The 18,160-nt window shown below is 72.2% G+C and carries 18 protein-coding genes; 13 read left to right on the forward strand and 5 right to left on the reverse strand.

Annotation, left to right across the window (positions count from 1 at the left end):
- Positions 1–97: 97 nt before the first annotated feature.
- The gene (ggt, locus tag ACFYV5_RS02545) at positions 98–1,903 is read left to right on the forward strand and encodes a gamma-glutamyltransferase (RefSeq protein ID WP_389163406.1); all 1,806 of its coding nucleotides are present in this window, start codon (positions 98–100) and stop codon (positions 1,901–1,903) included.
- 126 nt (positions 1,904–2,029) lie between these two features.
- On the opposite strand, the gene map is transcribed toward ggt, so the two are convergent.
- A complete protein-coding gene (gene map / locus ACFYV5_RS02550) occupies positions 2,030–2,797 on the reverse strand; it encodes a type I methionyl aminopeptidase (RefSeq protein WP_355115765.1) in 768 nt (255 codons plus the stop codon).
- A 32-nt stretch (positions 2,798–2,829) separates the two neighbouring features.
- Here map and ACFYV5_RS02555 point away from each other — a divergent pair, with 32 nt between their 5' ends.
- The 3 genes from ACFYV5_RS02555 to ACFYV5_RS02565 all read left to right on the forward strand — a co-directional run bounded on the left by ACFYV5_RS02555 (position 2,830) and on the right by ACFYV5_RS02565 (position 4,893).
- Positions 2,830–3,081 carry a helix-turn-helix domain-containing protein gene (locus ACFYV5_RS02555; protein ID WP_389163410.1) on the forward strand — a complete coding sequence of 84 codons (252 nt, stop codon included), beginning with the start codon at positions 2,830–2,832 and terminating at the stop codon, positions 3,079–3,081.
- Between the two features lie 46 nt (positions 3,082–3,127).
- The gene (locus ACFYV5_RS02560) at positions 3,128–3,508 is read left to right on the forward strand and encodes a PPOX class F420-dependent oxidoreductase (RefSeq protein ID WP_355115763.1); all 381 of its coding nucleotides are present in this window, start codon (positions 3,128–3,130) and stop codon (positions 3,506–3,508) included.
- A 110-nt stretch (positions 3,509–3,618) separates the two neighbouring features.
- The gene (locus tag ACFYV5_RS02565; protein WP_389163413.1) at positions 3,619–4,893 is read left to right on the forward strand and encodes a UL36 very large tegument protein; all 1,275 of its coding nucleotides are present in this window, start codon (positions 3,619–3,621) and stop codon (positions 4,891–4,893) included.
- Between the two features lie 32 nt (positions 4,894–4,925).
- Here ACFYV5_RS02565 and ACFYV5_RS02570 read toward each other — a convergent pair whose 3' ends face one another.
- Complete coding sequence (locus tag ACFYV5_RS02570) at positions 4,926–5,534, reverse strand: DUF2867 domain-containing protein (protein WP_355115759.1); 609 nt, start codon at positions 5,532–5,534, stop codon at positions 4,926–4,928.
- A 95-nt stretch (positions 5,535–5,629) separates the two neighbouring features.
- Here ACFYV5_RS02570 and ACFYV5_RS02575 point away from each other — a divergent pair, with 95 nt between their 5' ends.
- The 6 genes from ACFYV5_RS02575 to ACFYV5_RS02600 all read left to right on the forward strand — a co-directional run bounded on the left by ACFYV5_RS02575 (position 5,630) and on the right by ACFYV5_RS02600 (position 12,575).
- Positions 5,630–6,187 (forward strand): TetR/AcrR family transcriptional regulator, encoded by a 558-nt coding sequence (locus ACFYV5_RS02575; protein ID WP_389163416.1) that lies wholly within the window; start codon positions 5,630–5,632, stop codon positions 6,185–6,187.
- A 221-nt stretch (positions 6,188–6,408) separates the two neighbouring features.
- A complete protein-coding gene (locus ACFYV5_RS02580) occupies positions 6,409–7,251 on the forward strand; it encodes a nitrilase-related carbon-nitrogen hydrolase (RefSeq protein ID WP_389163418.1) in 843 nt (280 codons plus the stop codon).
- Positions 7,248–8,528: an aspartate aminotransferase family protein gene (locus ACFYV5_RS02585; RefSeq protein WP_389163419.1), complete on the forward strand. Its 1,281-nt coding sequence runs from the start codon at positions 7,248–7,250 to the stop codon at positions 8,526–8,528. Before ACFYV5_RS02580 ends, ACFYV5_RS02585 begins: the two co-directional genes overlap by 4 nt.
- Before the next feature lie 28 nt (positions 8,529–8,556).
- Complete coding sequence (gene hydA, locus ACFYV5_RS02590) at positions 8,557–9,960, forward strand: dihydropyrimidinase (protein WP_389163422.1); 1,404 nt, start codon at positions 8,557–8,559, stop codon at positions 9,958–9,960.
- A gap of 9 nt (positions 9,961–9,969) precedes the next feature.
- On the forward strand, positions 9,970–10,971 hold the full coding sequence (locus ACFYV5_RS02595; RefSeq protein WP_389163425.1) for a TIGR03842 family LLM class F420-dependent oxidoreductase: 1,002 nt from the start codon (positions 9,970–9,972) through the stop codon (positions 10,969–10,971).
- An 86-nt stretch (positions 10,972–11,057) separates the two neighbouring features.
- Positions 11,058–12,575 carry an NCS1 family nucleobase:cation symporter-1 gene (locus ACFYV5_RS02600; RefSeq protein ID WP_389163427.1) on the forward strand — a complete coding sequence of 506 codons (1,518 nt, stop codon included), beginning with the start codon at positions 11,058–11,060 and terminating at the stop codon, positions 12,573–12,575.
- Here ACFYV5_RS02600 and ACFYV5_RS02605 read toward each other — a convergent pair.
- Positions 12,572–13,456 carry a hypothetical protein gene (locus ACFYV5_RS02605; protein WP_389163429.1) on the reverse strand — a complete coding sequence of 295 codons (885 nt, stop codon included), beginning with the start codon at positions 13,454–13,456 and terminating at the stop codon, positions 12,572–12,574. The two genes, ACFYV5_RS02600 and ACFYV5_RS02605, sit on opposite strands and share 4 nt — an antisense overlap.
- A 9-nt stretch (positions 13,457–13,465) precedes the next feature.
- The gene (locus ACFYV5_RS02610) at positions 13,466–14,521 is read right to left on the reverse strand and encodes a biotin/lipoate A/B protein ligase family protein (protein ID WP_389163432.1); all 1,056 of its coding nucleotides are present in this window, start codon (positions 14,519–14,521) and stop codon (positions 13,466–13,468) included.
- 121 nt (positions 14,522–14,642) lie between these two features.
- On the opposite strand from ACFYV5_RS02610, the gene ACFYV5_RS02615 reads away from it, so the two are divergent.
- The 3 genes from ACFYV5_RS02615 (at position 14,643) to ACFYV5_RS02625 (ending at position 17,545) form a co-directional block, all read left to right on the forward strand.
- Positions 14,643–15,479 carry an inositol monophosphatase family protein gene (locus ACFYV5_RS02615; RefSeq protein ID WP_389163435.1) on the forward strand — a complete coding sequence of 279 codons (837 nt, stop codon included), beginning with the start codon at positions 14,643–14,645 and terminating at the stop codon, positions 15,477–15,479.
- A gap of 63 nt (positions 15,480–15,542) precedes the next feature.
- On the forward strand, positions 15,543–16,964 hold the full coding sequence (locus tag ACFYV5_RS02620; RefSeq protein ID WP_389163437.1) for a phytoene desaturase family protein: 1,422 nt from the start codon (positions 15,543–15,545) through the stop codon (positions 16,962–16,964).
- A 62-nt stretch (positions 16,965–17,026) separates the two neighbouring features.
- A complete protein-coding gene (locus ACFYV5_RS02625; protein WP_389163440.1) occupies positions 17,027–17,545 on the forward strand; it encodes an O-acetyl-ADP-ribose deacetylase in 519 nt (172 codons plus the stop codon).
- Here the strand turns inward: ACFYV5_RS02625 and ACFYV5_RS02630 are convergent.
- Positions 17,538–18,023 (reverse strand): Lrp/AsnC family transcriptional regulator, encoded by a 486-nt coding sequence (locus ACFYV5_RS02630; protein WP_389165031.1) that lies wholly within the window; start codon positions 18,021–18,023, stop codon positions 17,538–17,540. The genes ACFYV5_RS02625 and ACFYV5_RS02630 overlap by 8 nt on opposite strands.
- Positions 18,024–18,160: the final 137 nt, after the last annotated feature.

Consider the following 18,160-nt stretch of genomic DNA (forward strand, 5'->3'; position numbering starts at 1 on the left):
CATGGTAGCGGCACGACGCACCGTTGTTCGAGGCGGTCCTGACGAGAAGGCGGGCCGGAAGTTACGCTGCGCGGACGGCCGTTGACTGGAGGTACAAGTGCGACGCTCCACCGCTCGGAAGGTCTCTCTGCTCGCCGTCGCCGTGACGGTGCTCTCGGTGGGCGCGGCCGCGCCACCCACGGGCCCCAAGCCCCCGAAACCGCCCCTGAAGGAACCCGTCGCCGTCGGGTACGGCGGAGCCGTCGCCAGCGTCGACGCCGACGCTTCCGCCGCCGGTATCGAGGTGCTCCGCAAGGGCGGCAACGCCGTCGACGCGGCCGTCGCCGTGGCCGCGGCCCTCGGCGTCACCGAGCCGTACTCCGCGGGCATCGGCGGCGGCGGCTACTTCGTCCACTACGACGCGCGGACCCGCACGGTCCACACGATCGACGGCCGTGAGACCGCGCCGCGTTCGGCGGACGCGAACCTCTTCGTGGAGAACGGCAAGCCCATCCCCTTCGAGGAGGGCATGACCAGCGGCCGGGGCGTCGGCACCCCCGGCACGCCGGCGACCTGGAAGACCGCCCTCGACGCCTGGGGCAGCAAGCCACTGCGCTCCCTGCTCGAACCGGCCGGCCGCCTCGCCCGCGAGGGGTTCACCGTCGACGCCACCTTCCGCGCCCAGACGGCCGCCAACGAGGCGCGCTTCCGCGACTTCCCGGCCTCCTCCGAGCTGTTCCTGCCGGGCGGGCGACTGCCGGTGGTGGGCTCCACCTTCAAGAACCCCGACCTCGCCCGTACGTACGAGAAGCTGGCGCGGGAGGGCGTCGGCGCGCTCTACCGGGGCCCGCTGGCCCGGGACATCGTGAACACGGTCCGCACGCCCCCGGTCCGGGAGGGCGCCACCCGGGTGGTCCGCTCCGGTGACCTGACGGAGCGTGACCTCGCCGCGTACGAGACGGTGAACAGGCGGCCCACGAAGCTCTCGTACCGCGGCCTCGACGTCTACGGCATGGCGCCCTCGTCGTCGGGCGGCACGACCGTCGGCGAGGCGCTCAACATCCTGGAGCGGACCGACCTCTCCACCGCCTCGGAGACCGCCTATCTGCACCGCTTCGTCGAGGCGAGCCGGATCGCCTTCGCCGACCGGGGGCGCTGGGTCGGCGACCCCGCCTTCGAGGACGTGCCCACGCGCGAGCTGCTCTCCCAGCGGTTCGCCGACTCCCGCGCGTGCCTGATCCGCGACGACGCCGTGCTGACCAGCCCGCTCGCGCCGGGTGACCCGCGTGATCCGGCGGACTGCGCGAGCGGTGGGACGGCGGCCCCGACGACGTACGAGGGCGAGAACACCACGCATCTGACGGTCGCCGACAAGTGGGGCAGCGTCGTCTCGTACACGCTCACGATCGAGTCGACGGGCGGCAGCGGCATCACCGTTCCGGGGCGCGGGTTCCTGCTCAACAACGAGCTGACCGACTTCTCCTTCGCCCCGGCGAACCCGGCCGTCCACGACCCGAACCTGCCGGGCCCGGCGAAGCGGCCCCGCTCCTCGATGTCCCCGACGATCGTGCTCGACGGACACGGGCGGCCGGTGCTCGCGCTGGGCTCCCCGGGCGGAGCCACCATCATCACCACCGTGCTCCAGACGCTGACCGGGGTCGTGGACCGCGGTCTGCCGCTCGTCGACGCCATCGCGGCCCCGCGCGCCAGCCAGCGGAACCAGGCGACGACGGAGCTGGAGCCGGGGCTCTGGAACAGCCCGCTGAAGGGCGAGCTGGAGGCGATCGGCCACGGCTTCCGGCAGAACCCGGAGATCGGCGCGGCGACGGGCGTGCAGCGGCTGGCCGACGGTCGCTGGGTCGCCGCGGCGGAGACCGAGCGGCGGGGCGGCGGCTCGGCGATGGTGGTGCGACCGGCGCCGTAGCGCCTCCTGGCGGGCAAGGCGGCCTGGCGGGCAAGGCGGCCGGGCGGGCAAGGCGGCCGGGCGGGCAAGGCGGCCGGGCGGGCGAGCGGGCCGAGTGCCGATGGGTCCCGCCCGCCCGGCCTCGCCCTACAGCGCGGTGAGAACGCGCGGGCCGTCGTCGGTGATCGCGACCGTGTGTTCCGTATGGGCCGCGCGGGAGCCGTCCATGGTGCGGATCGTCCAGCCGTCCCGCGCCGTGTAGTGGTCGTCCCCGCCCCCGCCGATGAGCATCGGCTCGATCGCGAGGGCCATCCCGTGGCGCAGGGGCATTCCCCGGCCCGGACGCCCCTCGTTGGGGACGCCCGGATCCTCGTGCATGGCGCGGCCGATCCCGTGGCCGCCGAAGCCGTCCGGGATGCCGTAGCCCGCGCCCCGGCACACCCGGCCGATCGCGTGCGCGATGTCGCCGATGCGGTTGCCGACGACGGCCGCACCGATGCCCGCCTCCAGGGCGGCGTACGCCGTGTCGATCAGCCGGGTGTCCTCGGGGCGGGCCCGGCCCACCGTGAAACTGATCGCGGAGTCGCCCGCCCAACCGCCGAGGAGCGCCCCGCAGTCGGCGGAGACGAGGTCCCCGTCGGCGAGGCGGCGGTCGTCCGGGATGCCGTGCACGATCGCGTCGTTCACCGACACGCACACGACCGCCGGGAAGGGCACCGGCGCCCAGTCGGGGCGGTAGCCCAGGAACGGTGATTCCGCCCCCGCCGCCGCCAGGACCTCACGGGCCGTCCTGTCCAGTTCCCTGAGGCTGACGCCGGGCGCCGCCTTCTTCCGTACGGCCGCCAGCGCCTCGGCGACCACCCGTCCCGCGACCCGCATGGCCTGCAGGGACTCGTTCGTCTTGATCTCCACCATGACAATTATTATACCGGTATTAGAATGGCGTCATGGTGCGTACACCCCTGACCCCCGAAGAGCGCGAGCGCGGCGAGCGGCTCGGCCTCCTCCTGCGCGAAGCCCGCGGCGACCGTTCCATGGTCGAGATCGCCGCGGCCGCCGGACTCTCCGCCGAGACCCTCCGCAAGATCGAGACCGGCCGGGCCCCGACCCCCGCCTTCTTCACCGTGGCGGCACTGGCGCGAGTCCTGGACCTCTCCATGGACGAGATCGTCACGCGCTGCGCGCTGGTGCCTGTCTGAGTGGGCCCCGCGCTCGCTCCGGGAGGGCGCGGATAGTCTCGGCCGCATGATGCCCGAGGAGCTGCGGCGCGGCCGCTACGTCAGCCTGACCACCTTCCGCAGGAACGGCACCGGAGTGGCGACCCCGGTCTGGTACGCGATGGAGGGCGACGTGCTGTACGCGTGGACCCGCAGCGACTCCTGGAAGGTCAAGCGGCTGCGGAACGACCCGCGGGTCGTGGTCGCGGTCTGCGACGTGCGCGGGAAGGTCGCGGAGGGTGCGGCGCGCGTGGAGGGCTCCGGGCGGCTCCTGGAGGGGCAGGAGCTGCGTCGCGTGCGGAAGCTGCTCGCGCGGAAGTACAGCTGGCAGTTCTGGCTGGTGGACTGGCCGGCCATGATCGCCCGGCTCGGCAAGCGCCCGCACACGGGGATAGCGGTGACGTTCTGAACTCGTTCGCCACCGCACGAAAACAGCCTGTAGCCGTCCCGTAACACAACTGCGGTCGAATGCCTGCGGACCGGAAGGTTCCAGTCGAGTGCGCGGGTGGTGCGGGCGAGATGACGGTGTATCACATCCCGGTGGAGGTCAGTGCGTTCGCGCACTTCCTCAGAGAGCTGGCGGCCCGCCTCGAGCCGGGCGAAGGCTGGTACGGGGTCTTCGCGAGCCGGGACCCGGAGGGTCTCCGGTCCTGCTTCGACGGCGCGGAGATCCTGCCCTGGGACGTCGTCACGTCGCTGCTCCAGGACCTGGGGGAGACCGGCGCCGGTCCGCGGACGGCCAGGGCCAGGGCGCTGTACGCGGCCGCGGCCGCGGTCCACGACCGGCGGCCGGGCGGGGCGGAGGCGCTGCGAGATCGTCGTGAGGCGATGGAGGTGGAACGGCGGTACGCCGAGGCGCGCTCCCGTGAGCTCGGCGCGCGGCTGCGCACGGCCACCGACGCCGCGGAGGCCGCCCGGCTGGGCGACGAACTGGCCTGGACGCAGGACGATCACCGCCGCGCGATCGCTCGCATCGCGGAGCTGACGGCGCGCCTCGCGGCGCTCGGCGGTGACGACGACGAACCCGCTGGACCTTCGTCTCCCGCTCCGCCCCCGTCCCCCGCCCCGGCGGTCAAGCGGCGCCCCCGGGGAGCCCGGTACGCGTGGATGGACGAGGTCGAGGAGGTCCAGGAGGCCGTCCCCGTACCGGAACTGCCCGTGGCCGGTTCGGCGGCTCCGCGCGGCGCCCGGTTCGGCGCCGCAGAGGCGCCCACCGCCCCCGTGCCCCGCGCGGCCCCGGAGGTCGCCCCGGAGGTCGCCGCGGAGGCGGTCCGCGCCGCCGGGAACGCGGTGTACGCGCTGCGGCGGCTGCGCGCCCAGGGGCGCAGCGGCGAGGCGCATGCGCTGCTCTGCGAGGCCGTCGCCGGGCCGCCGGCCTGGCTCCCGGCCCTCGCGACGGAACTGCACCGCGCGGGCCTCGGCGCCGACTGGGCCACCCTGCTGTGGGAGGCGGCCTCGCTCCCGCCCGGGCGGCTCGCCGCCGTCGCCGGGGCGCTCGCCGACGCCGGCCGGCCCGAGGACTGCGACCACCTGCTGCGCCAGGGTGTCGCCCGCCCGGTGGAGGAGCTGGCCGGAGCCTGCGCCGCCCTGCACGCCGAGGGCCACCACCGCGAGGCGCACGCCCTGCTCACCGCCTTCGTCCGGGTCCGCCCGCCCGAGGACGCCGCCGGGTTCGCGGCGGCCGACCCCCACGGCCTCGTCCCCCAACTCCTCGCCGCCGCCCGCGCGGTGTCCCCGACGCGCGAGCGGGATCTCCTCCACGCCCTGCGCGTCGCGGGCCTGGCGGGAGCCTGAGGGCCCGGGCCGTTCGCGCGTCGCGGATCCGCTCAGCCCGCGCTTCTCTCGCCCGTACGCGCCTCCCACTCGCGTCCGATCCCCTTGAGCAGCGCGGGATACACGCCCAGGTAGCGGAACGGCTTGATGAAGGCCATGTACGCGGCGCCGGCCACGCCGTTCGACTTCACCAGGACCGCCATCTGGCCGCGGTGGCCGCCGGCCCCGTCCGGGACCCAGCCGATGTGCATCAGCCCGTGCACGGTCCGGTTGCCCATCTCGGCCACCCACTCGTCGTGCGTCTGGTAGACGGAGGTGAACGGGAGGCTCGTGAGATCGGGTCCGCGCAGGCCCTCGCGGAGGTCCGCGGGCAACCGGTCGCGCAGGGTGGCCACCCGGCCGCCGACGCCGGAGTCGGGCTTGTCCCAGCCGAGCAGCTTCCCGAGCTTCCAGCGGATGGCGAAGAGCAGGCGCGGGACGGGGGAGGAGATCGGCCCGTCGCTCCTGCCGTCGTCCTCGGTCGCGAACTGGTCCACGAGGCGTGCGAGGTCGTCGGGGCCGCCGGGGGTGGGCAGCGCCCAGACGTCCTCCAGACGGAAGTCGGGCGCGATCTCATGGATGCGCCAGGGACGGGAGGTGTGGGCGGTGCTGGGGAGTCTCATGGCCAAGCCCCTGTCTATACGATGCCGTATAGAACAAGCTAGCACCCGTCTATACGGAACCGTATAGATCCTGGGGGCGTGAGGGGAGACACATCATGGGCGTGACCCGCACGCCGCGCGCCAAGTGGATCGAGGAGGGGCTGCGTGCCCTCGCCGCCGGCGGCCCGGAGGCGGTCCGGATCGAATCGCTCGCGCAGGCGCTCGGTGTCAGCAAGGGCGGCTTCTACGGCTACTTCCGCAACCGCGGCGTCCTGCTCGACGAGATGCTCGACACCTGGGAGCGAGAGGTCAGCGAGGCGGTGATCGAGCAGGTCGAGAGCGGCGGCGGAGACGGACGGACCCGCCTGGACCGGCTGTTCACGATCGTCGCGGCGCTCGACGGGCCGGTGACCGGCACGCCGGTCGACCTCGCGATCCGCGACTGGGCCCGCCGCGACGAGTCCGTCGCGGAACGGCTCCGCCGCACCGACAACCGGCGCATGGAGTATCTGCGCTCGCTGTTCGGTGACTTCTGCCCCGACGAGGACGACGTCGAGGTGCGCTGCCTGGTCGCCTTCTCGCTGCGCATCGGCACTCATCTGATCGCCGCCGACCACGCGGGTCGCACCCGCGCGGAGGTGATGGAGCTGACCCGGACGTGGCTGCTGCGGTAGCGGCTTCCGGAGAGCCTCGACGGCCGGACCGGAACGTACCGGCGTGCACCCGCACGTGTCGGTACGTGTCCGACGTGGACCACTCGGGTATGAAACATGATCGACTCCGGCGGTTCACGGCGGTGGTCTTGCTCCGGGATGTGACGGGGCTTACGTTCTCCTCCTACGCACCGCGTCTACGTGCGTAGAGGCTCTCTGACGCCGTGCCGAAGGAGCAGCTCATGACCGACGTCGTACGTGCCGCACTCGTCCAGGCGACCTGGACCGGCGACACCGAATCCATGATCGCCAAGCACGAGGAGTACGCCCGCGAGGCGGCCCGGCAGGGTGCCAAGGTCATCGGTTTCCAGGAGGTGTTCAACGCCCCCTACTTCTGCCAGGTGCAGGAGCCCGAGCACTACCGCTGGGCCGAGCCCGTCCCGGACGGTCCGACCGTCACCAGGATGCGCGCGCTGGCCCGCGAGACCGGCATGGTGATCGTCGTCCCCGTCTTCGAGATCGAGGACTCGGGCTTCTACTACAACACCGCCGCCGTCATCGACGCCGACGGCACCTACCTCGGCAAGTACCGCAAGCACCACATCCCCCAGGTCAAGGGCTTCTGGGAGAAGTACTACTTCCGCCCCGGCAACCTCGGCTGGCCGGTCTTCGACACCGCCGTCGGCAAGGTCGGCGTCTACATCTGCTACGACCGCCACTTCCCCGAGGGCTGGCGCCAACTCGGACTCAACGGCGCCCAGTTGGTGTACAACCCGTCCGCGACCCACCGCGGCCTCTCCTCCCACCTCTGGCAGCTGGAGCAGCCCGCCGCCGCCGTCGCCAACGAGTACTTCATCGCCGCCATCAACCGCGTCGGCGTGGAGGAGTACGGCGACAACGACTTCTACGGCACCAGCTACTTCGTCGACCCCCGCGGCCAGTTCGTCGGCGACGTCGCCTCCGACAAGGGCGAGGAACTCGTCGTCCGTGACCTCGACTTCGATCTCATCGAGCAGGTCCGGCAGCAGTGGGCCTTCTACCGCGACCGCCGCCCCGACGCCTACGACGGGCTGGTGCGGCCGTGAGCAGCCTCCACGACCGCCACCGCGCCGTCATCCCCGACTGGGTCGCCCTCTACTACCGCGACCCCCTCGAGATCACCCACGGCGAGGGCCGCCACGTCTGGGACGCCGACGGGAACCGGTACCTCGACTTCTTCGGCGGCATCCTCACCACCATGACCGCCCACGCCGTGCCCGAGGTCACCAAGGCCGTCGCCGAGCAGGCCGGCCGGATCATCCACTCCTCGACGCTCTACCTCAACCGCCCCATGGTCGAGCTCGCCGAGCGCGTCGCCACGCTCTCCGGCATCCCCGACGCCCGCGTCTTCTTCACGACCTCCGGCACCGAGGCCAACGACACGGCCCTGCTCCTGGCCACCACGTACCGCCGCTCGAACCAGATCCTGGCCATGCGCAACAGCTACCACGGCCGCTCCTTCTCCACCGTCGGCATCACCGGCAACCGCTCCTGGTCGCCCACCAGCCTCTCCCCGCTGCAGACCCTGTACGTGCACGGCGGCGTCCGCACCCGCGGGCCGTACGCGCAGTACAGCGACGAGCGGTTCATCGACGCCTGTGTGGCCGACCTCGAGGACCTCCTCGGCCACACCCGGGACGTCGCCGCGCTCATCGCCGAACCCGTCCAGGGCGTCGGCGGCTTCACCTCCCCGCCCGACGGCCTCTACGCCGCCTTCCGCCGAGTCCTGGACCGGCACGGCATCCTGTGGATCACCGACGAGGTGCAGACCGGCTGGGGCCGTACCGGCGACCACTTCTGGGGCTGGCAGGCCCACGCCCAGGCGGGCCCGCCCGACATCCTCACCTTCGCCAAGGGCATCGGCAACGGCATGTCCGTCGGCGGAGTCGTCGCCCGCGCCGAGATCATGAACTGCCTCGACGCCAACTCCATCTCCACCTTCGGCGGCTCGCCCGTGACCATGGCCGCCGGCCTCGCCAACCTCGGGTACCTCCTGGAGCACGACCTCCAGGGCAACGCCCGCCGCGTCGGCGGTCTGCTGATCGAGCGGCTGCGGGCCGTCGGCGCGGGCGTCGAGGCGGTACGGGAGGTGCGCGGCCGCGGACTGATGATCGGCATCGAGCTGACCCGGCCCGGCACCGACGAGGCCGACCCGGCGGCGGCCGCGGCCGTCCTGGAGGCCGCCCGCGAGAACGGGCTGCTCATCGGCAAGGGAGGCGGCCACAACACCAGCTCCCTGCGGATCGCCCCACCGCTCTCGCTCACCGTGGCCGAGGCCGAAGAGGGCGCCGACATTCTCGAACAGGCTCTGCGCGCCCTGTAGTTCACCGCCTTCAGCCAGGGGGACACCCGTGAGCACCCGAACCCTGATCCGCGGCGGCCTCGTCATCACCGCCGCCGACGAGATCCACGCCGACGTCCTGATCGAGGACGGCAGGATCGCCGCGCTCGCCGCGCACGGTTCCGACGCCGCCGCCGGCTGGACCGCCGGGCGCACCCTCGACGCCACCGACCGCTACGTCATCCCGGGCGGCGTCGACGCGCACACGCACATGGAGCTGCCGTTCGGCGGCACCTCCGCCTCCGACACCTTCGAGACCGGCACCCGGGCCGCGGCCTGGGGCGGCACCACCACCATCATCGACTTCGCCGTGCAGACCGTCGGCCACTCCCTGCGCGAAGGGCTCGACACCTGGTACGAGAAGGCCGACGGCGTGTGCGCCGTCGACTACGGCTTCCACATGATCCTCTCCGACGTGAACGAGCACACGCTCAAGGAGATGGACCGACTGGTGCAGGAGGGCGTCTCCTCCTTCAAGCTCTTCATGGCCTACCCCGGCGTCTTCTACAGCGACGACGGGCGGATCCTGCGGGCCATGCAGCGCTCCGCCGACAACGGCGGGCTGATCATGATGCACGCCGAGAACGGCATCGCGATCGACGTCCTGGTCGAACAGGCCCTGGCCCGCGGCGAGACCGACCCCCGCCACCACGGCGAGGTCCGCAAGGTGCTCCTCGAGGCCGAGGCCACCCACCGCGCCATCCAGCTCGCCCGGGTCGCCGGGGCCCCGCTCTACGTCGTGCACGTCTCCGCGGACGAGGCCGTACGGGAGCTCGCCGCCGCCCGCGACATGGGGCTCCCCGTCTTCGGCGAGACCTGCCCCCAGTACCTCTTCCTCTCCACCGACAACCTGGCCGAGCCCGGTTTCGAGGGCGCCAAGTACGTCTGCTCGACGCCGCTGCGGCCGAAGGAGCACCAGGAGGCGCTCTGGCGCGGCCTGCGGACCAACGACCTCCAGGTCGTCTCCACCGACCACTGCCCGTTCTGCTTCACGGGCCAGAAGGAGCTGGGCCGAGGGGACTTCTCGAAGATCCCCAACGGCCTGCCGGGCGTGGAGAACCGCATGGACCTGCTCCACCAGGCGGTCGTCGACGGGCACATCAGCCGCCGTCGCTGGATCGAGATCGCCTGCGCGACCCCGGCCCGGATGTTCGGGCTCTACCCGCAGAAGGGCACCATCGCGCCCGGCGCCGACGCCGACGTCGTCATCTACGACCCGCACATCCGCCAGACCCTGTCGGTGGAGACCCACCACATGAACGTCGACTACTCCGCGTACGAGGGGAAGACCGTCACCGGTCAGGTCGAGACGGTGCTCTCCCGGGGCGAACTCGTCATCGACCACCGGAAGTTCACCGGCCGCGCCGGGCACGGCCTCTTCACCCCCCGAGCCACCTGCCAGTACCTGAACTAGGAGAACGACGTGGACTTCGGACTCGTTCTGCAGACCGACCCGCCCGCCTCGGCGGTCGTCGGCCTGATGCGCCGGGCGGAGCGCAACGGATTCCGCTACGGCTGGACCTTCGACTCGGCCGTGCTCTGGCAGGAGCCCTTCGTCATCTACAGCCGCATCCTGGAACACACCACCAAGCTGCACGTCGGCCCGATGGTCACCAACCCGGGCACCAGGACCTGGGAGGTCACCGCCTCCACCTTCGCCACGCTCAACGACATGTACGGCAACCGGACCGTCTGCGGCATCGGCCGCGGCGACTCCGCGATGCGCGTGGCCGGCCGCAAGCCCAACACCCTGGCCCGGCTGGGCGAGGCCATCGACGTCATCCGCGACCTCGCCGAGGGCCGTGAGGCGGTCGTGGACGGCAGCCCGATCCGGATCCCGTGGGTACGGGACGGGAAACTGCCGGTCTGGATGGCCGCGTACGGCCCGAAGGCGCTCGCCCTGGCCGGCCAGAAGGCCGACGGCTTCATCCTCCAGCTCGCCGACCCGTTCCTCACCGAGTGGATGGTCAAGGCCGTCCGGCAGGCCGCCACCGACGCCGGACGGGACCCCGACGCGCTCACCATCTGCGTGGCCGCGCCCGCGTACGTCGGCGACGACCTGGCGCACGCCCGTGAACAGTGCCGCTGGTTCGGCGGGATGGTCGGCAACCACGTCGCGGACCTGGTGGCCAAGTACGGGGAGCGCTCCGACATGGTCCCGGCGGAGCTCACCGCGTACATCAAGGACCGGCACGGCTACGACTACAGCCACCACGGCCGGGCCGACAACCCGTCCACCGACTTCGTCCCCGACGAGATCGTCGACCGCTTCTGCCTGCTCGGCCCGGTCGAGGCCCACATCGAGAAGCTGCGCAGGCTGCGCGACCTGGGAGTGGACCAGTTCGCCGTGTACGCCATGCACGACAGCCGCGAGGGCACCATCGACGCCTACGGCGAGGAGATCATCCCGGCGATCAACGCCTGACGCCCGCTCCGTACGACGAACCCCCCACGCCCCGCACGGCCTCGTTCCGTCCCCGAGCACCGTTCCCGAAGAAGGGGCACGCCGTCATGACCGCGACCACCCCCGCAGGAAGACCCGCCATACCCGACGACCGGGTCGAGCTCCCGCCCGGCACGGCCCCCGCCGACCCCCGCTTCGTCAACGACGACCTGCTGCCCGTCCCCGTCGAGCGGCGCCGCTGGACCACGTACAACTTCGCCGCGCTGTGGGTCGGCATGGCCCACAACATCCCCTCGTGGCTCCTCGCCTCCGGTCTCGTCGCCCTCGGCATGGACTGGAAGCAGGCCGTCCTCACGATCGCGCTCGCCAACGTCATCGTGCTCCTGCCGATGCTCCTGACCGGCCACGCCGGCCCCAAGTACGGCATCCCCTTCCCCGTCCTCGCCCGCGCCTCCTTCGGACTGCGCGGCGCCAACCTGCCCGCGCTCATCCGCGCCGGGGTCGCCTGCGCCTGGTTCGGCATCCAGACCTGGATCGGCGGCCAGGGCATCTTCATCCTGCTCGACAAGGTCTTCGGCGGCTGGGCCGAGGCGGCCAGGGTCGGCGGCCAGCCGTGGACGCTCTGGCTCTGCTTCGTCCTCTTCTGGATCCTCGAACTCGCCATCATCTACCGGGGGATGGAGGCGCTGCGCCGCTTCGAGAACTGGGCCGCGCCCTTCGTCATCGTCGGCGCGCTCGTGCTGCTGGTATGGATCGCCGTCAAGGCGGGCGGATTCGGCCCGCTGCTCGACCAGCCCTCGAAGCTGGGCTGGGGAGCCGACTTCTGGCCGGTCTTCTTCCCCTCCCTCATGGGGATGATCGCGTTCTGGTCGACGCTGTCGCTGAACATCCCGGACTTCACCCGCTTCGGGGCCGGTCAGCGGGCGCAGATCTGGGGGCAGACGCTTGGGCTGCCGACGACGATGACGCTGTTCGCGCTGCTCTCCGTCCTCGTCACCTCCGGCTCCCAGGCGGTGTACGGAGCGCCCGTCTGGGACCCGGTCGCGCTCGCCGCGAAGGCGGACAACGTCTTCGGTCTGCTCTTCGCCCTGGTGACGGTGCTCGTCGCCACGATCTCGGTGAACATCGCGGCGAACGTGGTCTCGCCGGCGTACGACCTCGCCAACCTCGCACCGAAGATCGTCAACTTCCGTACGGGCGCGCTGATCACGGGCGTCGTGGGCGTCGTGATCATGCCGTGGAAGCTGACGGAGACGCCCGAGCTGTACATCTTCACCTGGCTCGGGCTGGTCGGCGGTCTCCTCGGGACGGTGGCGGGCATCCTCATCGCCGACTACTGGATCGTCCGCCGGACCGTCCTCGATCTGCCGGGGCTCTACCGGCCGGACGGCCCGTACTGGTACGCGGGCGGCTGGAACCCGGCCGCCGTCCTGGCCTTCGCCGTGGGCGGCGTCCTGGCGGTCGGCGGCTCCCACTCGGCTCCCGGCAAGGGGCCCTTCCCGGAGGACGGGCTCGTCCCCTTCCTGAGACCGCTCGCGGACTACGGCTGGGCGGTGGGGCTCGTCGCCTCGCTGCTGCTCTACACGGTCCTTATGGCGGGGCGGAGGAAGAGCGACGCTCCCTAACGGTCGGGATCCGGGGACCAGCCCGGTACGCGCTCGGCGGTGGCCGCCTCCCAGGCCGCCGCTCCGCCGGGCAGGGGCCAGGACCTGGTCAGACCGGGGGCCTGGGCGATGTCCCGCAGGGTGTCGGCCAGTCGGCGTCCCTCGGCGGAGGCCCTGACCGGGGCGAGAGGGCCGTCGAGGGCGGCCACCGTCTTCTCGTACTCCAGGACCGGCCGTTCGGCGCAGACGGCCTTCCACTCCTCGTCCATCGCCCGCGAGAGGATCAGGAGCCGAGGCCGGTCGCCCTCGGCGAGCGCGGCGGTCAGCCGGTCGTGTCCGTCGAGGACCACCGGGGAGTTGAGGCCGCTGATCCACCAGGCCAGGACGGGAGGCAGGACGCCTTCCCGATACTGGCGGCGGTACGCCTTCACGCGGGGCGCCTCCGGGTGCGACAGCGCCCTCAGCGGCAGCAGATCGCGGGCGTCCTCCACGGGGTCGCCGTAGCCGAACCAGGTGAGATGGCCCCGATCGGGGTCGTGGGAGAGGAGCTTGGGCCAGTTGCCGTCCGCGAACCACCCGGAGAATCCCGGCGTGATGTTCCAGTCGCCTTCGTGGAGAGGTCCGTTGTCCGCCTCTCGCAGGGACCGCTCGGCGTACGCCGCCCACCGCTCGGTCCACTCCTCCGAGCCCGGTTCCGCGAACCGCGCGAAGGCGCGGGCCTGTTCGGCCCGGAGCGGTCCCAAGGGGGAGACGTACCGGCCTGTCCTCGCGTAGTGCACGCCCCGGTGGGTGGCGCGCTGACGGGCGAAGAGCACGGGGACGCCGGACTGCACCAGCATCAACCGGCCCCCGTCGGCGCACTCCATCCGCAGACCCGGTCGCACCGGCCGTTCGACACGCATCCGGCGAGCCTACGGCACCCGGGCCGTCCACTCCCGGGTCGAGAACTTCGCCGTGGCCAGCTCCTTCGCCCGGGCCATCTCCTCCTCCGTCACCCGGCCCTCCGACAGGCCGTACCGGTCCCGGAAGGAGCCGATCATCCGCTCGATCACCGCCTCGCGCGGCAGACCCGTCTGCCGGCGCAGCGGATCGACCCGCTTCTTCGCGCTCCTCGTGCCCTTGTCGGAGAGCTTCTCGCGGCCGATCCGCAGGACGTCCGTCATCTTGTCGGCGTCGATGTCGTACGCCATCGTCACGTGGTGCAGGACCGCGCCCTCACCCGCCACCACCCGCTTCTGCGCGGCGCCCGCGATCTTCCCGGCGTCCGTGGCGATGTCGTTCAGCGGCTGGTACCAGGCCTTCACGCCCATGTCGCCGAGCGCGCCGAGCACCCAGTCGTCGAGGTAGGCGTAGCTGTCGGTGAAGGACAGCCCCTGGACCAGGGCGGCGGGGACGGAGAGCGAGTACGTGATGGTGTTTCCCGGCTCGATGAACATCGCGCCGCCGCCGCTGATCCGGCGGACCACCTCGAAGCCGTGCCGCTCGGCCGCCTCCGGGTCCACCTCGTTGCGCAGCGACTGGAAACTGCCGATCACCACGGCCGGCGCGCCCCACTCCCAGACCCGCAGGGTCGGCGGGCGGCGGCCCGTCGCGACCTCGGCGGTGAGGACCTCGTCGAGGGCCATGTGGAGGGCGGGGGGCCGCGGCGGCTCGTGGATCAGCTGCCAGTCGTAGTCGGTCCAGTCCGTCGCGTGCGCGAGGGCCCGGCGGACCGCGACCCCGATGCCCTCCGTGGTGAGCCCGAACATCTCCGTGCCGGGGGGCAGTGCCGCGTCGATCCGGGCCGCGAGCCCCGATGCGTCGGTGTCGACCGGAGCGCCCTCCAGGGCGCGGTCGATGGCGAGGATCGCCTCGTCCGGCTCCAGGAAGAAGTCGCCCGCGACGCGGACGTCCGCGAGGACGCCGTCGCGCGCCTCCACGTCGACGACCACCAGCTTTCCGCCCGGAACCTTGTACTCGCCGTGCACGGACCCTCCCTCGCCCCGTTTCCCCGGTAAGGGGTGAACCGGTCCGAAGCGTACTCCGCGGGGAAACGGAGGGTGACACCTTCCGCACCCCGCTGTCAGCCCGTCGTGCTTAGCTGGAGACATGATCGATGACTTCCTTGAGCACGTTCTCGCCGGTGGTACGACCGAGGTGGAGGAGGCGGTCCGCAAGGCGGCCGCGGCCGAGATCACGCCGCGCTTCCGGCAGCTCGCCGCGCACGAGATCGTCGAGAAGAAGGGGCCGCACGACCTGGTGACGGTCGCCGACCGGGCCGCGGAGGTCCATCTGACCCGGTCCCTGACCGCGCTGCTGCCCGGCTCCGTGGTCGTCGGCGAGGAGTCCGTCCACATCGACCCCACGATCTACGAGGCGCTCCAGGGCGACGCCCCGGTCTGGATCGTCGACCCCGTCGACGGCACCCGCCAGTTCGTGCACGGAGATCCCGGCTTCTGCACCTTGGTCGCGCTCGCGCGGCGCGGCGAAGTGCTCGCCTCCTGGACGTTCGCGCCCGCCCTGGAGCAGATGGCCGTCGCGGTGCGGGGGCGCGGCGCCACGCTCGACGGGGAGCCGATACGGTCCGGCTCGCCCGAGCCCGGGGCGGATCTGGAGGTCGCCACCTCCCACCCCGACTACACCACCGCGGACCAGAAGCGCGCCCTGCTCGGCCTGAACACCGAGGGAGTCCGTCCGCGCCCCTGCGGCTCGGCCGGACTCGAATATCTGGCCGTGGCCCGGGGCGTCCTCGACGCCACCGCCTTCTCCTGGGAGCTTGCCTGGGACCACGCCGCCGGGCTGCTCCTTGTGACCGAGGCGGGCGGCGCGCACACGACGATCGCCGGCGAGCCGTTCCGTATCACCGGAGGCAACGCGCTGCCGTTCACGGCGGCCCGCGACCAGGCCACCGCCGACCGGATCCGGACACTGCTGCGGGGGCGGTGAAGGCGGCCGGGCGCCAGGAATATCCTGGGAGCCTTGGCCATCGGCTGACGAAGGAGTCCGAAGGTGCCGTCGATGCTCGATGCCGTCGTCGTGGGGGCGGGGCCCAACGGACTGACCGCCGCCGTTGAGCTCGCCCGACGGGGCTTCTCCGTCGCCGTGTTCGAGGCGAAGTCCACCGTGGGCGGGGGCGCCAGGACCGAGGAGCTGACCCTCCCCGGCTTCCTCCACGACCCCTGCTCCGCCGTGCACCCGCTGGGAGTCGGCTCGCCCGTCTTCAAGACGATGCCGCTGGACCGGTACGGGCTGGAGTGGCTGCACCCGGACCTGCCCATGGCCCACCCCTGGGACGACGGCACCGCCGCCGTGCTCTCCCGCTCCGTCGCCGAGACCGCCGCGTCCTTCGGGCCCCGCGACGCCGGCACGTACCGGCGGCTCGTCGCCCCGTACTTCGGCAAGTGGGACACCCTGGCGCGGGACTTCATGTCCCTGCCGCTGACCGCGCTGCCCCGGGACCCGGTCACGCTGGCCCGGTTCGGTCTCGACGGCCTGCAGCCCTCGACCTGGCTCATGCGCCGCTTCAAGGACGACAAGGCGCGCGCCCTGTTCGCCGGGCTCGTCGGCCATGTCATCGCTCCGCTCGGCGGGTTCGCCACCTCGGCGATCGGTCTCGTCTTCGCGCTGGCCGCGCACGAGGGCGGCTGGCCGATGCCGCGCGGCGGCTCCCAGGCGATCGCGGACGCCCTCGCCGGGTACCTGAAGGACCTGGGCGGCGCGGTCCACACCGACTACGAGGTCAAGCGGCTCGACGACCTGCCGCCCGCCCGCGCGTACGTCTTCGACACCTCGCCCACCGCCCTCGCCCGGATCGCCGGCTACGGCGGCTACTACGACCACTACCGCTACGGCGCGAGCGTCTTCAAGATCGACTACGCGATGGACGGCCCCGTGCCGTGGACGGCGGAGGCGCCCCGCCGGGCGGGCACCGTCCAGATCGGTCCCACCAGCGGCGAGATCGGCGCCGCCCTGGACCAGGCGTCCTCCGGCACGGCCCCCCGGACGCCGTTCCTCATCACCGCCCAGCCCAGCCTCGTGGACCCGGGCCGCGCGCCCGAGGGCAAGCAGGTCTTCTGGGCGTACGGGCACGTCCCGAACGGCTGGGAGGGCGACCTCACCGACGCCGTGGAGCGCCAGATCGAGCGCTTCGCCCCCGGCTTCCGCGACCTGGTCCTGGCCCGCGCCACCGCCGGACCGCCCGAACTCGCCGCCCGCAACGCCAACTACGTGGGTGGCGACATCGCCTGCGGCGCGGCCCGCGGCCTCCAACTGCTGCTGCGCCCCACGCTGTCGCTGCGTCCGTACGCCACTCCGCACCCCGCCGTCTTCCTCTGCTCCTCCGCGACGCCACCGGGCCCGGGGGTGCACGGCATGTCGGGCCACAACGCGGCCAAGGCGGTGTGGCGCCGCCTGCGCACGACCCGGAACTGACCGCCGTACGGCCGCCGCGTATATCGGAGGCGCGGGTGTGAGGGCGGCGCCATGATGGCCCCATGAGCGCGCAGCCGTCCCTCGTCCTCGTCCGCGGAGACATCACCGAGCAGCACGTCGACGCCCTCGTCAACGCGGCGAACTCCTCCCTCCTGGGCGGAGGCGGCGTAGACGGCGCCATCCACCGCAAGGGCGGGCCCGCGATCCTGCAGGAGTGCCGCGCTCTCCGCGCGGGCCACTACGGCGGAGGGCTGAAGACCGGCAGGGCCGTCGTCACGACGGCGGGCCGGCTCGACGCGCGCTGGGTGATCCATACGGTCGGACCCGTCTGGTCGCGCGAGGAGGACCGGTCCGAGCAACTGGCCTCGTGCTATCGGGAGTCGTTGCGTGTCGCGGACGAGCTCGGCGCTCGCACCGTGGCCTTCCCGGCGATCTCGACGGGGGTCTACGGCTGGCCCCTGGACGACGGCGCCCGCGTCGCGGTCGAGGCGGTGCGTGCCGCGGACACGGGCGTCGAGGAGATCAGGTTCGTCCTCTTCGACGAGGCGGCGTACGCGGCGTTCGAGGCAGCCCTCAGCTGACCGCGCCCCTGGCGCGCGGGCGGGACGTGCTGCCGGGGCGCGGATAGACCTTGGACTGCTTGACGCTGCCGAAGGCGAAGCTCGACTCGATCGACGCGATGCCCGGGATGGCGTGGATCCGGGTGCGGACGAAGACCTCGTACGCCTCCAGGCTCTCGATGACGACCCTGAGCAGGTAGTCGCTGCTGCCGGCCATCAGATAGCAGTCCTGGATGTGCTCGATCAGATCGACGTGCTCCTCGAACACGTTGACGGCCTCGGCGGTGTGGCGTTCCAGGCGGATCCGGACGAAGACGGTGATCGGGAGGCCGTAGGCGACCTGGTCCACCATGGCCGTGTAGCCGCTGATCAGGCCCGCCTCCTCCAAGCGGCGCACCCGGCGCAGACAGGGCGAGGGGGAGAGCCCGATCCGGTCAGCGAGGTCCTGATTGGACAGGCGCCCGTCCGCCTGCAATTCGTGGATGATCCGGAAGTCCACAGCGTCCAACGTCACTCCTTGGCAGATTCTGCCCTCACGCTATGTCTGGAGGGCAGAACTGGCAATCGCCTGCCCCGCCGAAAGACCTAGCCTTGCCTCGCAGGCGGTGACGGCTTCGAGCGGGAGGAATCTTCGGT

Origin of the sequence: Streptomyces sp. NPDC003035, from assembly GCF_042888285.1 — a bacterium.
Classification (GTDB): Bacteria; Actinomycetota; Actinomycetes; order Streptomycetales; family Streptomycetaceae; genus Streptomyces.

Coding starts and splice junctions, on each gene's coding strand:
- map (WP_355115765.1), bottom strand. CDS start 2,797: ATGGTGGAGATCAAGACGAACGAGTCCCTGCAGGCCATGCGGGTCGCG.
- ACFYV5_RS02555 (WP_389163410.1), top strand. CDS start 2,830: ATGGTGCGTACACCCCTGACCCCCGAAGAGCGCGAGCGCGGCGAGCGG.
- ACFYV5_RS02560 (WP_355115763.1), top strand. CDS start 3,128: ATGATGCCCGAGGAGCTGCGGCGCGGCCGCTACGTCAGCCTGACCACC.
- ACFYV5_RS02565 (WP_389163413.1), top strand. CDS start 3,619: ATGACGGTGTATCACATCCCGGTGGAGGTCAGTGCGTTCGCGCACTTC.
- ACFYV5_RS02570 (WP_355115759.1), bottom strand. CDS start 5,534: ATGAGACTCCCCAGCACCGCCCACACCTCCCGTCCCTGGCGCATCCAT.
- ACFYV5_RS02575 (WP_389163416.1), top strand. CDS start 5,630: ATGGGCGTGACCCGCACGCCGCGCGCCAAGTGGATCGAGGAGGGGCTG.
- ACFYV5_RS02580 (WP_389163418.1), top strand. CDS start 6,409: ATGACCGACGTCGTACGTGCCGCACTCGTCCAGGCGACCTGGACCGGC.
- ACFYV5_RS02600 (WP_389163427.1), top strand. CDS start 11,058: ATGACCGCGACCACCCCCGCAGGAAGACCCGCCATACCCGACGACCGG.
- ACFYV5_RS02605 (WP_389163429.1), bottom strand. CDS start 13,456: ATGCGTGTCGAACGGCCGGTGCGACCGGGTCTGCGGATGGAGTGCGCC.
- ACFYV5_RS02615 (WP_389163435.1), top strand. CDS start 14,643: ATGATCGATGACTTCCTTGAGCACGTTCTCGCCGGTGGTACGACCGAG.
- ACFYV5_RS02625 (WP_389163440.1), top strand. CDS start 17,027: ATGAGCGCGCAGCCGTCCCTCGTCCTCGTCCGCGGAGACATCACCGAG.